The sequence below is a fragment of the Rhodococcus sp. NPDC080181 genome (genome assembly GCF_040702225.1).
GTDB classification, from domain to species: domain Bacteria; phylum Actinomycetota; class Actinomycetes; order Mycobacteriales; family Mycobacteriaceae; genus Rhodococcoides; species Rhodococcoides fascians.
Genome location: NZ_JBFBKN010000011.1, coordinates 97018 through 112053, shown reverse-complemented (window position 1 = coordinate 112053; position 15036 = coordinate 97018). Strand labels below are relative to the sequence as shown.

The window sequence follows — 15036 nt, the reverse complement described above, 5'->3', positions numbered from 1 at the left end:
AGCAAGCGGGTCACACAGCGCCGACGGACGCGGTGGAGCGACGCGATGCGTGCCAGGGGATAAGGAACTTCTCGGCGATCTCGATGATCAGGAAGAGCACGATGCCGAGCAGGGACATGATGATCAGAGAGGCGAAAAGCATTGCTGTATCGATGTTTCCGTTGGCCTGGAGGATCACGTACCCCAGACCTTCGTTGGCCCCGACGAATTCACCGACCACCGCTCCGGTCACCGCGAGTGTTGCGGCGATCTTGAGGCCGGACATCAGCTGCGGCAACGACGCCGGAAAACGCACCTTGCAGAACGTCTTCCATTTGCTCGCACCCATGGTAGATGTGAGTTCGAGGATCTCGGGATCGACGGAACGCAATCCCGCCATTCCGGCGATGACAATGGGGAAGAAGGCCATGAGGACGGCCACGAGGATCTTGGGGCTGGGACCGAAGCCGAGCCACACGACGAACAGTGGCGCGATGGCGATCTTCGGGATCACCTGTGCGAACAGGATGAGCGGGTACATCGTCTTCTCGATCGAGGACGAGTAGATCATCACCACTGCAACGGCGATTCCGACGCCGCTGGCGATGATGAAGCCGGCGACGGTTTCGTACGTTGTCACCCAGGTGTGGCCGGCGAGGTAGGACGCGTTGTCCACCATCGTCGACCACGTGTCACCGGGTGACGGAAGAATATAGGGCGCAACGAGTTCGGAGGCGGTGACGGCCCACCATGCGGCGACGAGCACGGCCACGAGGGCCAGAGGTCGCCAGAGGCCGGACCAGGTATTGCGGAGCGAAGGGAACCGTCGACGACGGGTCGGTGCGGGTTGAGGAACCGACGCAGTGGCAGAACGGACTTCGACCGACGATGTTGTCGTCATATGGAGTCCTCGATCTAGTAGGAGGCGGGTCCGTCTACACCCGCTGGAATGCGCTTTCCGAAGCTGTCGCCCAACGTAGTGTGATCGCGCCCACAGTGTCAAGCAATTCGGACAATCAGCTGTTCAGAGAGGTGCTACGGCGCAGGACGACGGTGCCCGGTGCCCACTCCCGGCTGCCAGGGCGACTGTCCGGATCGAGGGCGAGCTGCACGGCTCTCTCGCCGATATCCACCAACGAGAGTGCGACGGTGGTCAGGCTCGGAGAGTGATCGCGCAGTGTAGGGATGTCGTCGAATCCGGCGACGCAGACATCCTCCGGCACGCTCAGGCCCAGCTCACGCCACGCTGCGATTGCCCCGATGGCCATGACGTCGGTGACTGCGAACACGCACGGTGGAGCGCCGTGGCCGGGGGAGAGTTCGAGCGCAGCCGCCAGACGCCGCGCGGCGCTGTAGCCGCCGTCTCGCGAGAAGTCCCCGGCCACTTCGATTTCCGGTGTGATGCCGTGTGTGCACAGTGTCTCGACGAAGCCGTTGCGACGATCGGTCGAGGTCCGGATATTTCCCGGTCCGCCGATGATGGCAAAGCGACGATGGCCGTGCTCGTGCAGGGCCTGCGCCAAAGCCGCAGATGCGGCGAAGTTCTCCGGTTCGACCGCAGAGGCGAACGGCACCGGTTGTCCGATCACCACCACCCTGCCGCCGTTGTCGCGGTATGCCGCGAACTCCTGTCCCAACGCTCGGTCCAAGTCGCCGCTCTGCCTTGAGCCGGCCAGGATGATGGCATCGGCGCGGTGCGAGATGAAGGTGGCGACCGACTGCCGCTCGAGAGCGAAATCGCGCTCGGTACTGGCCAGGAGCACCAGCTTGCCTGCGTCGCGCGCCTCGTTCTGCACGCCGCGAACGATGGAGGAGAAGTACGGATCGGCCACATCGTGCACCACGAGCCCGATCAGTCCGGTCGACGACCGAGCCAGCGCCTGGGCCTGCGCGTTGGCGATATAGCCGAGATCCGCCGCCGCTGCACGGACGCGATCGGCGACACCCTCGCCGGGCACTCGTGACGAGCCGTTGAGCACCCGCGACGCTGTGGCCTGCGAGACGCCGGCCGCCGCAGCCACATCGCTGAGTCGGACTGCCGCCATGAACCCCTCACCCCCTGCGAAATCGTTGTGATCGACGGTCGCACTTGACCGATCGACATCGACAGCATAGCTTGGAAAGCGCATTCCGAAGCTGACTTTCCCTCACGACGCGTAGTGGACTTTCCGCCACACCGTCGCCGCGGCCCCATCCGTCATGGCTCGCCGTCGTCCCACGTCCTTCGTCATCAGTGCACAGAAAGGGCAATCTCTCATGCCCACACCCACCCGTACCTTGCGCATCGCCATGAACGGCGTCACCGGCCGCATGGGCTACCGTCAGCATCTTCTTCGCTCCATCCTGCCCATCCGCGACGCCGGCGGGCTCCTCCTCGACGACGGTTCACGCATACAGGTCGAGCCGATCCTGGTCGGCCGCAACGAAGCCAAGCTCCAAGAGCTCTGCAGCCGACACGGTATCGCCGAGTACACCACCGACAGCGCATCGGTCATCGACGACGCGTCCGTCGACATCTACTTCGACGCTCAGGTCACTTCGCGGCGCGCCGAGGCGCTCTCGTCGGCGATGAAGGCCGGCAAGCACATCTTCACGGAAAAGCCGACAGCCGAAACGCTGACGCAAGCCATCGAACTGGCCCGCATCGGGCAGAACGCAGGCATCACGGCCGGCGTCGTGCACGACAAGCTCTACCTCCCAGGCCTGGTCAAACTCAAGCGGCTCGTCGACGAGGGATTCTTCGGCCGCATCCTCTCCCTACGGGGCGAATTCGGCTACTGGGTCTTCGAAGGCGACGGTCAGCCCGCCCAACGACCCAGCTGGAACTACCGGGCCGAGGACGGCGGCGGCATCGTCGTCGACATGTTCTGCCACTGGAACTACGTGCTCGAAGGCATCCTCGGCAAGGTCGAGACCGTCATTGCGAAAACCGCCACCCACATCCCGACGCGCTGGGACGAGCAGGGCAACGAATACGCCGCCACCGCCGACGACGCCGCTTACGGCATCTTCGAGATGGAGAACGGCGTTGTCGCCCAGATCAACTCGTCGTGGGCAGTGCGAGTGTTCCGAGACGAACTGGTCGAATTCCAGATCGACGGCACGCACGGATCGGCGGTCGCGGGGTTGCGCAACTGCGTCGCCCAGCATCGTTCGCACACCCCGAAGCCTGTATGGAATCCAGATCTGCCCGTCACCGAACCGTTCCGCGACCAGTGGCTCGAGGTTCCCGCGAACGCGGACTTGGACAACGGGTTCAAGTTGCAATGGGAAGAGTTCCTGCGCGACGTCGTCGCTGAACGGCCGCACCGCTACGGTCTGCTCTCCGCTGCCCGCGGTGTGCAGCTGGCCGAGCTCGGTTTGCGATCCTCCGCCGAGGGCCGTCGCCTCGAGGTCCCGGAGATCGCGCTGTGACCGCCGTCGACTCCAGGGTGTCGATCACCCTCCCCGGCCGCGGGGTCTACGCGCTCGGCGAACCGGGTGAGTGGACCAAGCCCACCGCCCCCATCACCTCACGCGTCGCATATGCCGCAGCGCACGTGATCCCCAGGGCCACAGGAGACAACACCCCGGGGGCACCCGCCGACATCGACTGGGACGCCACCATGGCGTACCGCCATGAACTCTGGTCCTACGGATTGGGTGTCGCCGATGCGATGGACACCGCTCAGCGCGGCATGGGCCTGGACTGGGCCGCTACGTCCGAGCTGATCAGTCGCTCTGGAGCCGAGGCCGCTCGCGTCGGAGGATCACTCGCCTGCGGCGCGGGAACGGACCAACTCGACTTGAACGCGCTGCCGTCGGGCAAAGACGGTCTCGCTGCTGTGCTCGACGCCTACCGCGAGCAGATCTCGGTGGTCACCGAGTCGGGAGCAAAGGTCATCGTCATGGCTTCACGCGCCCTGGCTCGGGTGGCGACGTCACCCGACGACTATCTGCACGTCTACTCGACATTGCTCGACGAAGTCGAACAGCCTGTCGTATTACATTGGCTCGGAACGATGTTCGATCCCGCGCTCGCCGGATACTGGGGTAGCGCTGACATTTCGTCCGCTACGGGTACCTTCCGCGGGCTGATCGAGTCGCACGCAGCCAAGGTCGACGGAGTGAAGGTGTCGTTGCTCGACGCTCAGCACGAGATCGAACTACGAGCCGGGCTGCCCGCAGGCGTCCGCCTCTACACCGGCGACGACTTCAACTACCCCGAGCTGATCATCGGCGATGGACAGCATCATTCGGATGCACTACTCGGCATCTTCGCCGGCATCTACCCGGCGGCGTCGACGGCGTTGCAGGAGCTCGACCGCGGGAACACTGCACGCGCCGAGACCATTCTGCGTTCGACGCAGGAGCTCGGCCGCCATATCTTCGCCGCGCCCACCTATTACTACAAGACCGGGATTGCGTTCCTGTCGTGGCTCAACGGCAAGCAACCGGGCTATTCGATGGTGGGCGGTCTGTCGTCGGGTCGCAGTGTGGAACACCTGACCACGCTGTTCGTCCTCGCCGATCGCGCCGGGCTCTTGTCGGATCCGTCGCTGGCTGCGCATCGTATGGGGCTATACCTGGATCTGAACGGAGTGTCCTCGTGAAATTGTTACCGTTCGATATCGAGAACCCCTACGCGTCACTATCTCTCAACACCAAGACGACGAATAGCTGGACGCTGACGCAAGCCGTCGACGGGGCCGCGCGAGCCGGGCTGGGTGCGGTGGCCCCGTGGCGGGATCGGATTCAGGAGGCCGGTGTCAGCGAATCGGCCAAGCTCATCTCCGATGCCGGTCTGCGGGTGTCGAGCCTCTGCCGCGGTGGGTTCCTCACGGCGATCGACGACGACGGTCTCGATGACAACCGTCGCGCTCTCGACGAAGCCGCCGAACTCGGAGCGCCCGAGCTCGTGATGGTCATGGGTGGCATCCCCGATCGCGACCTCGTCGGAGCGCGGGCTCGGGTGGAAGAGAGGCTGGCTCTGCTCGTTCCGTATGCACTCGAGCGGGGGGTTCGCATAGCGCTCGAACCTCTGCACCCGATGTTCGCGGCCGACCGTGCTGTCATCTCCACACTGGGACAGGCTTTGTCGATGGCCGAGCCGCATCCGGTGGAAGCGGTAGGCGTCGTGGTCGACACCTTTCACGTGTGGTGGGATCCGGACCTGGAGTCATTGATCCGAACGGCAGGTGACCGTGGCCGCATCAGCTCGTACCAGGTGTGCGACTGGCTGGTGCCGATGGAGGCCGACCCGCTTCTGTCGCGCGGAATGATGGGAGACGGTGTGATCGACTTCGAATCCATCGGCCGATGGATTCAGGACGCTGGGTACCGAGGTGATGTCGAAGTGGAGATCTTCAACGCTGCCGTGTGGGCGACCGATGGAGACCAGGTGATCGAGACGATGAAGCAGCGCTACCGCGATCTGGTTCTTCCCAGTCTGATCGCATGAGAGTTCTCTTCGCCCCCGATTCCTTCAAAGGCACCATCGACGCTGTGGATGCCGCCGCGGCACTGATCGAGGGGTGGGCGGCTGTCCGCAAGGGTGACGACCTGGTGTCGATGCCGCAGGCAGATGGGGGCGAAGGGACGCTCGACGTGCTCGCAGCGTGCTCGGCAGACTCGACGTGGTCATCGGTGCGCGGTGTCTGCGGCCCGGACGGTCGGCCGGTCGACGCGCGATGGTTGATGCTCGACAACGGCCGGGCGGTGATCGAGCTTTCGGAGTCGTCGGGCATCGCGATGATGGAGTCGCTGAATGCATTTGCTGCGACCACCCGCGGGCTCGGTGAGGTCATTCGAGGCTGCGGTTCGGATCAAATTACGGTAGCGCTGGGGGGCTCGGCGTCGACCGACGGCGGGCTAGGAGTGCTTCGGGCGCTTGGCGTTCGGGTGCTGGACCAATCGGGTCAGGACGTTCCGGAGGGCGGTGCAGGTCTGGTGGCCGCCCGGTCGGTGGATGCGTCGGGCCTCGCGGGGGTGCCGTCCGATATCGAATTGCTGACCGATACGCGCGCGGTCTTGTTCGGACTCGACGGTGCCGCACACATCTTCGGGCCGCAGAAGGGTGCGTCGGCCGCTGACATCGAGTCTCTCGACGAAGCGTTGGAGTATTGGGCCGATCTGCTCGCCGATGCGGGCTTGCCGGCCGACCCGTCCATGCCGGGAACCGGTGCTGCGGGAGGGGTCGCATTTGGGCTGTGCGCGCTGGGGGCTCGTGTATCCGCCGGAGCGCAACGGGTGTCGGACCTGACGGGACTGTCGGCTGCTGTCTCTTCCGCCGACCTCGTGGTGACGGGTGAGGGCACCTTCGATCGCACGTCGCTGACTGGCAAACTGGTCGGATATGTAGTTCAGATGTGTTCGGACGCTTCGGTTCCGGTAGTGGTGGTCGCCGGGGCGGTGAAGTCGGACGTCGAGGTGCGGACCGTGTCGCTGACGGACCTTGCCGGCAGCAGTGAGGCCGCCATGGCGGATCCGCGACAATGGTTGATCGACGCTGGACGGCGTCTGGCACACAAAGTTCGATAGCGAGGGGCACCGAAAACGCCGTCGGATCGGATGGTGCCCGCTGCTGCGGCACCGGCGCTGAGGATGAAGTTGTGCCGTACTTCGTTGCGGAAAACCATCTGCATCGGCAGGAGCCAGAATCTATCCTCGTCGGTGAAGTCGGAACTGAGAATCTGGAAACCGCGTTGATTGACAGTGTCTTCGCCCTTGGCGTCGAGAACCCCCAGAGTCGCGGGAAGTCCTTACCGATGTCGTCGGGTCCCGGCTGCGACAGTGCGGCCAGCCGGCATTAGAGCCTGCGGGTTTCGTGTGGGACGGTGCAGGTTTCCGCCGAGGACGTCGAGCATGTCTGCAGTGACTCGCGCCTACTTCGCGAAGAACAATCCGGTGATGATCATCGGCTCGCTCGCTCGTTCGTGAATTGCCCTCAGGCTAAACGATCTCGGCGGTAGATCTTCGAGCGCCTATGCCGTCGTACGCAACGCCCACGCCCGAGCGAGCGCGAATGTTGCCACGAGTACGCACAGCACCGCCACCATCACCGCGACGAAAGTGGATACCGTCGTGGAGAATCCGAGAATCCAGGCGGTCCCCATTCCAGCGAGGGTAGCGAGGACACCTCCGATCGGGAGAAAGACAGCTACAACCTTGGTTGTCCGAGACGACAACGGATCATGAGTTGCCCTGAGCAGCAACCGGACCGAGGCGACTCCGACCACGTAGGCCAATATTCCGGTGCCTGCGTATATCGGGAGCACGTAGTCGGTCGATACGCCCGAACTTGAACCGGAGAAGCTTGTGCCGACGAGGATCAGCACTGGCATCATCCCCAGCGTCACTCCGACCAGACCGGCAACGACTACGAGCCCCACGCGCCGAGAGGGTTCGACGATGAATCGATAGCCACACAGGTGCAGCACCAGCCCTGCGAACATGCCGATCACCGCGCCGGTCGAAGCGGCGACGACGGGTCGCACCCATAGCCCCAGCGTGGTGTCGGGTCCATAGAACGATTCGCCGGAGACGTACGCCGCGTACCCCGAAGTTCCGGTCACTGCGTGACCCAGTACCGCGATCACAGCGCCGAGCAAAGCAAAACAAGTTGCCTGTTTTATCACGCATCAATGATGACGGATGTCCGATCTACGTCGAGAACCTCGGCCGGAGTGGTGCCCGTTCATCACTGGGATCATTCGGTCCACAGCGCGTCGCACCTATCGGCAAACGCAGGGCATGCTCGCCTCCGATCCAATGGAACCGATGCGTCGCTAGCTGCGTCCAACATCAAGGATGGCTTACCTGGATGGAGTGCTGTGAGCAAGATGCGATTGCTGATCGCGGGTGCGGTCGGGGTGATGCTGGCGGTAACCGGATGCGGACGGGCGACCGAAGGCATGCCTGTTGCGTCGCCGTTGACGACCTCGGTGTCGACAACCGCACCGGCAGATGGTGCATGGGATCCGTGCACTATCCCGGACTCGGCCATCGAGGACGCAGGCTTGGCAGTCGAGACGAAGTCCTCGAACTTGGTAGGAGATCTGCCAATTTCGGAAGACTGGATGACGTGTTTTTGGACGAACCCTCTGCCGACGCCGTGGTATCGCGTCGGCATCTTTTCTTCCACGGAAAGTCTGGACTACTTGCGTGAGCGGGGACCGTTCGAGAATTTCGAGCCCATCGAGGGTTCCGACGGCATGCGCTTCCAGCGGACCATCAAGTACGACGAGGTCAACTGCGGCGTCGCCTTCGGCCACCCGGGTGGCGTCGTCTACCTGAATCTCGACGGGTTGGTGATGACACCACCTCTTGAAAATCCGTGTGTTGAGGTCGAACGGTTGGCGCGTTCGCTCCGACTGTCCTTGCCGTCGGAAGAATAGGTGGATGTAATCGATGGGTTCGGAGACCAACGAGCTGGCGTCGTCGATGCAGCAGTGGCAGGCGCTGTCGATGCAGGCAGATTCCGGGCAGCTCGAGATTCCAGAAGGCGTGGCGTTCCGGTGTGACGAGGTGTGTGCTGCCTACATCCGGCACTTGAAAGACATGGTGGTAAAGACGCAAAACTTGGTCGACGTCAAGGCATTCGGCTCCTTGGATTCGGCCAGGCAGCTCGGCGAAAAGTTCGAGAGGATTGCCTACAGCGGTGATCGCTCGCTGCGCGTCGTGCTGACGCAGCACATCGAGGTCATCGAATTGATGCGGTCGGTGTTCAAGCGCTACTTCGATGAAGCCGAGTACGCCGATCAGCGGACGTTGACGTCCATCGCGGAGATCGGTGAGCGTCTGGGCAGGTGACCTTTCAGGTCCGAGGCCCAACGCGATCGGTGCCACCGGTCCGTCTGGACAGATACTGCGCCGCTGCGCAGTTGGTGTGCGAGCTGAAGTGCGGGTCCCGATCTGGATGCGAATTTCGTCGGAAGATGCTCCGCTGACCCACAGGATTGTCGCAGCCGTACCCCTCGGCTATTGTCGAGGAAGGTTCAAGAGCGACAGCCGTAGGTACCTGGCCGGCTGTCCGGCAACCCCGTCTCCATCGACAGGGTGCCCCAGGGGAAGAACCGGCGCATCTCGCGACCGCGGGTGCGCAAGTCGATGGAGGTCGCACCTCCAGGACGAGGTGAAAAATGTCTGCAGATGACGGACTCGCAGCAGCACAAGCCAAATGGGAACCCATTCCGCCGGATCGTCGTCGTGCCTGGTGCCAGACGCTGCTGAGCTATCCGCCGATATGGTTCGGGGTGTTCCCGATGCTCGAGACCCGGAGGCTGGTACTCGAGGGTGGATATGCGAACAGTGAAGCCTGGATCGACCTTGCGAAACGTGCTGAAGCAGTGGGTTTCTCACCGCGAACGTGGCTGATCTTTCGGCAGAGCCTCGAGCCGGCCTATTTGAAGGATCGGTTCCCGTCGCATCCCGAGAACAAGCCAAAGCGGCGGGGAAACGGCCGCGTGGAGACGGTAGTGGTCGATCCAGAGGACTTCTCCGAGTGGCCATGGCTGTTCGAGGCAGGATATCGCGCGGGAGAGGCGACCCTGCACGCGTTGTCCCGCTGAGTGGGTCGACTAGCAGTCAGGCGTCTTGTCCCGGCTGCGGGCGCTCTAGTAACTGACCGAAAGCCTCTTACCGCTCGATTAACCGAACGCGATGCGAAGCCCTACGCTCGCTGTGGCTTCACCGGCGCTGAGGATGAAGTTGTGCCGTCCTTCGTCGCGGAACACCATCTGCATCGGCAGGAACCAGAATCGATTCTCCCCGGTAAATCCGGCACCGGGGATCTGGAGACCACGTTGATTGACGATGTGTTCGCCCTTCGCGTCGAGCACTTCGAGCGTCGCGGGGAAGTCCTTACCGATGTCGTCGGGCCCCGTCTGCAGTAGCGCCACGAGACGGCATTCGAGCATTCGGGTGTCGCGAGGAACCGTGCAGGTATCCCATACACCGCCGAGAATGTCGAGCATGTCTTCGCTGACTCGCGCGTACTCCGCGAAGAACAATCCGGTGATGATCATCGGCTTCGGCCACCTCTTTCGCCCAACACTGGCCTCGGGGTTGACAGTCGTGTCGACAACCCTAAGCGGCCACGGAGCCACTTGCTGACGCCGCGGCACGTCGATGCAGAACCACCGTCAGCGCGATGGCGACCACGATGCCGATCAGGGGTGGTATTCCGAATTCGAGTTCCCCGGACAGCCACGCAAGGAATGCCGCGAAGGCGTAGACCGCGAGATGTCGCCAATGCACGAGCGGGGGAGTGTGCCCCTCGGGTATGCCCTGACGCCAGCGGCACAGGAAGTCTCCGATGAGAACACCGCCCAACGGAGGAATGAAGGTGCCGAGCAAGCTCAGGTAGTCGACCAGATGATTGTGCACACCGACGAGTGCGAGCACGGTCCCGATGACGCAGCCGCCGATGATGAACGGTGCCTTCCGGGGATGCCGGAACATTTCCGCGCCGGCGACGCCGAAGGCATATGCGGTGTCCGCGTTGCTCTTCCACAGGTTACCGAAGAGCAGAATCAGGCCCCAGCCGACGAGTCCCAGGTTGTAGAGAACCAGAACGAAATCGCCCTCACCGAAGGTGATTGCTCCGATCGCTCCGAACAGAATCATCATTCCGTTGCCGAGAAGGAACCCGATGATGCACGCCCACGCCGCTTGCGACCCGGATCGTGCGAATCGAGTCCAATTGGGTGCCTGTGTCCCCGCGGAGACGAAAGTGCCGACGACCGTCGTGATGGCGAGCGTGACCGTCATGGTCGTCGTGGGTGCGATCGACGTCAGACCGGCGAACCCACCGACCTCGTCGAGAGAGCGGGAGACCACCCAACATGCCAAGGCAATAATCAATGGCGTCGACACGACCGAGACCCAGTACATCCCGCGGTATCCGTAGCAGGCGGTGATGCACATGAGGATGCTCGCACCGATCATGACGGCCGCCCGTGCGGCATAGGACTCCCAGCCCAAAGCCTGCGAGGTGAGCTCACCGATGGTGCCGATGATGACGCCATACCAACCGATTTGCGTACCACCGAGGAGCAACGACGCGAGCTTGGATCCGCGGGTGCCGAAGCTGTAACGCGCCATGAGCACGGTCGTCAAACCTGTACGTGCACCGGCAAATCCCATCATGGCCACGTACGCGCCCAGAATCGCCGAGCCGGCGACGATCACCAGGATGAGGGTCCAGAAACTGAACGCCGTGCCGAGTGCAGCGCCGGCCAGCATCGTCGGAGTGAAGATGGTGAAGCCCAGCAGAACGATGGCCAACGAGAAGAACGGCTTGCGGGCACTGCGGGGCACGGGCGTGACGGGGTAGTCCAGGTCTACCGGTTCGTCGGCCTTCTGTGCGGTGGATTCGTGATCGGCTCGGTTGCTCATGCCTCCTCGCCGATGTCTTCGAGCCACAGGCCTGGGCGCTCCGCCAACATGCGTTCCATGAGCTGCAGACAGGCGGGGTCGTCGACGACGTCGAGCTGTACTCCATGCTCGCGCAACAGACTCTCCGACATCTCGAACGAGCGGTTCTCGCCGATGACGATTCGCGGAATCTCGTACAGCAATGCGGTTCCCGCACACATGAAGCACGGGGACAGGGTGGTGTAGAGAACGGACTTGCGGTACACCGATGCCGGTAGTCGCCCCGCTCGCTCGATGCAGTCGGTTTCGCCATGACGAATTGCGCTGTCCATCTGCACGCGTCGGTTCCGTCCCACCGCCAGAACTTCGCCGTCGTGCACGAGTGCCGCGCCGATGGGAACGCCGCCCTCCTCCCAGCCGATCTGTGCTTGTTCGATTGCAAGTCCGAGGAAGTACTCGTCGGTGTGCGCGGGATCGGTCAAGGGGTCCTCCTGAAGTGTCTGCGAACGGTGAGGGTGATGCGTGCCATCAGTCGACCAGGCCTCGCACAGATTGCCAAGGGACAACGTGTCACTCGAGCAATAGTCGATCTGGAGCACTGTGTCCCGCCGGCGGAGCATGAACGAATGCTGCCGACTCTGCGAAACGTTCTGGCGCTGCCGTCTTTCGAAGCGGCTGCTGTCGAGGTACTCACGGGCTCACCCGACACCGTGGTCGTCCGCTGGGTGCATTCGTCCGAGGTCTACGAGATGGGCGGCTTGCTGTCGGGCGGAGAGCTGTTGTTGACCACCGGACTCGGCCTCCAAGGGCGATCGGCCCAACAGCTGACCGCCTACCTCGACCAACTGGCCGACGCGGGATGTGCCGCTCTTGCAATGGAAGTCGGGCGCTCATTTCTCGTGGCACCGCCGGAATTGGTCGAGGCCGCGCGTCGCCGAGGGGTGGCGTTCCTGACGCTGCACACGATCGTTCCCTTCGAGCGGATGGTCGAGGACTTCCACGACCTCGTGATGAGGCGCCGGCTCGGAATGCAGCGCACCGGCGAGCCGGTCTGGCATCAGCTCATGGACCTCGTCGTGGCGGGGCAGGGCATGACTGCCCTACTCGACGCGATCGCACGGCTGGCCGGCTGTGGCGTCGATCTGCTCGACGCGGAGGGCCGCGTCGTCGAACACAACGCTACCGCTGCGCCGCGATCGGCCGATGAAAAAACGGTCCTCGACGTGCGCGGACCCGCGGGCTCGCTCGGTCGGCTCGTGCTGGCCGGACGGACCACTGCACGGCGCTCGGCCATCGGTCACTGCGCGGCCGTCGCGGTAGCTCTTGAACTCGGTCGACATCCAGGCCTCGGTCCCCGACAGTCCCGTGCACAGGCCGTGATCACCGATCTCGTGGGAGGCACGTCGACCTCACACGGTGACCTGGTCGAGCGCCTCGGCGCAGCCGGTTGGGCACCCACCGAAGGCCACCATGTTCTGGTGGCCGCCGTCGACGTCGATCAACGAACTCCGGCGCGCGAGCTGTTGATTCCGGTTCGAGAGGCGGTCGAGTCCGTCCTCGGGCGGTGTTTGGTCGGGGTGGCTGCAAACCACGTCGTCGTGCTCGCGCAGGGCTGGGTGCAGCCGTCGCCTGCGCGAGTTCGCTCCGCGTTCAACGAGATCGAGGCTCTGCTCCGCGGCGGATCTCATGGTTCAGCATTGCGCACGATCGGTGCGTCGGCTGCGGTTCTCGGGTTGTCTCACATCTCCGATGCGATCGGCCGAGCGCGTGAGGTGGTCCAGATCGCGCGGCGCTTCGGAACTCGCACCGGTGTTCTGTGCGCTCGCGATGTCGGTGTTCAACGGTTGCTGGGCGCGTGCGTACCGGCCATGATCACGGAGTTCGTCACCGAACAGCTCGGTGACGTGATCGCTTTCGACACCGAGCACTCTGCCGATCTCGTGCGAACCCTCGATGCCTTCGTGGCGAACGGCGGTAGTAAAGCCCAGACCGCGATCGGACTGGGCATCAGGCGACAGTCTCTCTACGCCCGGTTGTCTCGACTCGACACGCTCCTGGGCACCTCGCTCGATGATCCGACGCACCTGGCCGGTCTGGGACTCGCTCTGACGGCGTGGCGTATGCAGACAGGTGTTGACCCGCAGGCCGCATTCGCGCGTACATCGCGCTGCGGAAGCTGACCCCACTCGATCGGGAACGTCGTGGATCCGGTCCTGTGAGTCCCCAACCTGTGTGCCCATCTCGCGTCCGTCATTGTTACGGTCTTATTTCACATTCCTCACATAGGAGACGCACGAGTGTCGACGCGAGACCAGATCGAGACGATCTACCAGCAAGTTCGCGCGCGGAACGCGGGGGAGCCCGAGTTCCATCAAGCGGTGACCGAGGTGTTCGACTCGCTTCGAGTGGTGGTCGATCGCAGTCCGGGTTACGCCGACGCCGGGTTGATCGAGCGTTTGTGTGAGCCGGAGCGTCAGATCATCTTCCGTGTTCCGTGGATGGACGACGCCGGCGCAGTGCACGTCAACCGTGGCTTCCGAGTGCAGTACAACAGCGCCCTGGGGCCGTACAAGGGTGGATTGCGGTTCCACTCCAGCGTCAACCTGGGCATCGTCAAGTTCCTGGGTTTCGAGCAGATCTTCAAGAACGCACTGACCGGGCTCCCCATCGGCGGCGGCAAGGGCGGCTCCGACTTCGACCCCAAGGGCCGATCCGAAGCCGAGGTCATGCGGTTCTGCCAGTCCTTCATGACCGAGCTGCACCGCCACATCGGCGAGTACACCGATGTGCCCGCCGGCGACATCGGCGTCGGTGGCCGCGAAATCGGTTATCTCTTCGGGCAATACAAGCGTCTGACCAACTCCTACGAATCCGGCGTGCTGACCGGCAAAGGCACCTCGTGGGGTGGTTCGCAGGTACGCCGGGAAGCCACCGGCTACGGCGTCGCCTATTTCGTCGCAGACATGCTCGAGACGCTCGGCACCTCACTGGATGGCAAGACCGTCGTCGTATCCGGGTCCGGAAACGTCGCCATCTACGCGATCGAGAAGGTGCATCAACTCGGCGGCACGGTGATCGCATGCTCGGATTCCTCGGGCTACATCGTCGACCCCAACGGCATCGACCTCGAACTGCTCAAAGACATCAAAGAGGTGCGACGCGAACGCATCAGCGCGTATTGCGAGACCGTCGACGGAGCATCGTTCATCGAGAACGGCTCGATCTGGGATGTGCCGTGCCAGGTAGCAATGCCCTCGGCCACGCAGAACGAACTCGATGCCGACGCGGCGAAAGTCCTCGTCTCCAACGGCGTGAAGGTGGTGGCCGAAGGGGCCAACATGCCGACCACACCGGAGGCCGTCCAGATCTTCCGCGACGCCTCAGTGGCGTTCGCACCTGGCAAGGCGGCCAATGCCGGAGGAGTGGCCACCTCCGCTCTCGAGATGCAGCAGAACGCATCTCGTGACTCGTGGAGTTTCGAGTACACCGACGAACGCCTCGCCGCGATCATGCACGGAATCCATCACCGAACCATCGCGACCGCCGAGGAGTACGGCAAGCCGGGCGACTACGTCCACGGCGCGAATATCGCCGGTTTCATCAAAGTCGCCGACGCGATGATCGCTCTCGGCATCGTCTGAAGCACCGGCCTCATCACCGACTGGCTTTTTGTTTTCTTTCGGCTACAGTCGGCTGCACGAG

Annotated in this window: 15 protein-coding genes and 1 riboswitch; of the genes, 9 read left to right on the top strand and 6 right to left on the bottom strand. The window is 63.4% G+C overall.

What is annotated here, in order from left to right; all coding sequences use genetic code 11:
• Window positions 1-10 precede the first annotated feature (10 nt).
• Window positions 11-880 carry an ABC transporter permease gene (locus AB0O58_RS14820; protein ID WP_032406919.1) on the bottom strand — a complete coding sequence of 290 codons (870 nt, stop codon included), beginning with the start codon at window positions 878-880 and terminating at the stop codon, window positions 11-13.
• A 115-nt stretch (window positions 881-995) separates the two neighbouring features.
• Complete coding sequence (locus AB0O58_RS14815) at window positions 996-2024, bottom strand: LacI family DNA-binding transcriptional regulator (RefSeq protein WP_032406992.1); 1029 nt, start codon at window positions 2022-2024, stop codon at window positions 996-998.
• Between the two features lie 211 nt (window positions 2025-2235).
• On the opposite strand from AB0O58_RS14815, the gene AB0O58_RS14810 reads away from it, so the two are divergent.
• From AB0O58_RS14810 to AB0O58_RS14795, 4 genes are read left to right on the top strand one after another with little or no spacing between them, the layout of a single operon-like run.
• Entirely contained in the window at window positions 2236-3393 is a 1158-nt protein-coding gene (locus AB0O58_RS14810) for a Gfo/Idh/MocA family oxidoreductase (protein ID WP_027497766.1), read from the top strand.
• On the top strand, window positions 3390-4571 hold the full coding sequence (locus AB0O58_RS14805; RefSeq protein WP_032406918.1) for a dihydrodipicolinate synthase family protein: 1182 nt from the start codon (window positions 3390-3392) through the stop codon (window positions 4569-4571). Before AB0O58_RS14810 ends, AB0O58_RS14805 begins: the two co-directional genes overlap by 4 nt.
• Window positions 4568-5419, top strand: coding sequence for a sugar phosphate isomerase/epimerase family protein (locus AB0O58_RS14800; protein ID WP_045840809.1), 852 nt, complete (start codon window positions 4568-4570; stop codon window positions 5417-5419). The genes AB0O58_RS14805 and AB0O58_RS14800 overlap by 4 nt, the downstream gene beginning before the upstream one ends.
• Complete coding sequence (locus AB0O58_RS14795; protein ID WP_045840808.1) at window positions 5416-6498, top strand: glycerate kinase; 1083 nt, start codon at window positions 5416-5418, stop codon at window positions 6496-6498. Before AB0O58_RS14800 ends, AB0O58_RS14795 begins: the two co-directional genes overlap by 4 nt.
• A gap of 443 nt (window positions 6499-6941) precedes the next feature.
• Here AB0O58_RS14795 and AB0O58_RS14790 read toward each other — a convergent pair whose 3' ends face one another.
• On the bottom strand, window positions 6942-7532 hold the full coding sequence (locus AB0O58_RS14790; protein WP_156158478.1) for a hypothetical protein: 591 nt from the start codon (window positions 7530-7532) through the stop codon (window positions 6942-6944).
• Between the two features lie 3 nt (window positions 7533-7535).
• Between AB0O58_RS14790 and AB0O58_RS14785 the strand changes: the two genes are divergently transcribed.
• The 3 genes from AB0O58_RS14785 (at window position 7536) to AB0O58_RS14775 (ending at window position 9527) form a co-directional block, all read left to right on the top strand.
• On the top strand, window positions 7536-8354 hold the full coding sequence (locus tag AB0O58_RS14785; RefSeq protein WP_231578172.1) for a DUF3558 domain-containing protein: 819 nt from the start codon (window positions 7536-7538) through the stop codon (window positions 8352-8354).
• A gap of 13 nt (window positions 8355-8367) precedes the next feature.
• The gene (locus tag AB0O58_RS14780; RefSeq protein ID WP_052054987.1) at window positions 8368-8769 is read left to right on the top strand and encodes a hypothetical protein; all 402 of its coding nucleotides are present in this window, start codon (window positions 8368-8370) and stop codon (window positions 8767-8769) included.
• 183 nt (window positions 8770-8952) lie between these two features.
• A riboswitch (SAM riboswitch) is annotated at window positions 8953-9071 on the top strand.
• Between the two features lie 27 nt (window positions 9072-9098).
• Complete coding sequence (locus AB0O58_RS14775; protein WP_027497761.1) at window positions 9099-9527, top strand: hypothetical protein; 429 nt, start codon at window positions 9099-9101, stop codon at window positions 9525-9527.
• A 78-nt stretch (window positions 9528-9605) separates the two neighbouring features.
• Here AB0O58_RS14775 and AB0O58_RS14770 read toward each other — a convergent pair whose 3' ends face one another.
• From AB0O58_RS14770 to AB0O58_RS14760, 3 genes are all read right to left on the bottom strand, one after another.
• Window positions 9606-9983: a hypothetical protein gene (locus AB0O58_RS14770; protein WP_032364353.1), complete on the bottom strand. Its 378-nt coding sequence runs from the start codon at window positions 9981-9983 to the stop codon at window positions 9606-9608.
• Between the two features lie 61 nt (window positions 9984-10044).
• Entirely contained in the window at window positions 10045-11355 is a 1311-nt protein-coding gene (gene codB / locus AB0O58_RS14765; protein ID WP_032383265.1) for a cytosine permease, read from the bottom strand.
• Window positions 11352-11816, bottom strand: coding sequence for a nucleoside deaminase (locus AB0O58_RS14760; protein ID WP_032368971.1), 465 nt, complete (start codon window positions 11814-11816; stop codon window positions 11352-11354). The genes codB and AB0O58_RS14760 overlap by 4 nt, the downstream gene beginning before the upstream one ends.
• Window positions 11817-11960: 144 nt before the next feature.
• Between AB0O58_RS14760 and AB0O58_RS14755 the strand changes: the two genes are divergently transcribed.
• Window positions 11961-13514, top strand: coding sequence for a PucR family transcriptional regulator ligand-binding domain-containing protein (locus AB0O58_RS14755; protein WP_366238337.1), 1554 nt, complete (start codon window positions 11961-11963; stop codon window positions 13512-13514).
• A gap of 117 nt (window positions 13515-13631) precedes the next feature.
• Window positions 13632-14975 carry an NADP-specific glutamate dehydrogenase gene (gene gdhA, locus AB0O58_RS14750; protein WP_032384870.1) on the top strand — a complete coding sequence of 448 codons (1344 nt, stop codon included), beginning with the start codon at window positions 13632-13634 and terminating at the stop codon, window positions 14973-14975.
• The last annotated feature ends 61 nt before the right edge of the window (window positions 14976-15036 follow it).

Excerpts from the sequence above, each read along its gene's own strand:
- AB0O58_RS14820 (WP_032406919.1), bottom strand. The coding sequence starts at position 880 with ATGACGACAACATCGTCGGTCGAAGTCCGTTCTGCCACTGCGTCGGTT.
- AB0O58_RS14815 (WP_032406992.1), bottom strand. The coding sequence starts at position 2,024 with ATGGCGGCAGTCCGACTCAGCGATGTGGCTGCGGCGGCCGGCGTCTCG.
- AB0O58_RS14810 (WP_027497766.1), top strand. The coding sequence starts at position 2,236 with ATGCCCACACCCACCCGTACCTTGCGCATCGCCATGAACGGCGTCACC.
- AB0O58_RS14795 (WP_045840808.1), top strand. The coding sequence starts at position 5,416 with ATGAGAGTTCTCTTCGCCCCCGATTCCTTCAAAGGCACCATCGACGCT.
- AB0O58_RS14780 (WP_052054987.1), top strand. The coding sequence starts at position 8,368 with ATGGGTTCGGAGACCAACGAGCTGGCGTCGTCGATGCAGCAGTGGCAG.
- AB0O58_RS14775 (WP_027497761.1), top strand. The coding sequence starts at position 9,099 with ATGTCTGCAGATGACGGACTCGCAGCAGCACAAGCCAAATGGGAACCC.
- AB0O58_RS14770 (WP_032364353.1), bottom strand. The coding sequence starts at position 9,983 with ATGATCATCACCGGATTGTTCTTCGCGGAGTACGCGCGAGTCAGCGAA.
- codB (WP_032383265.1), bottom strand. The coding sequence starts at position 11,355 with ATGAGCAACCGAGCCGATCACGAATCCACCGCACAGAAGGCCGACGAA.
- AB0O58_RS14755 (WP_366238337.1), top strand. The coding sequence starts at position 11,961 with ATGCTGCCGACTCTGCGAAACGTTCTGGCGCTGCCGTCTTTCGAAGCG.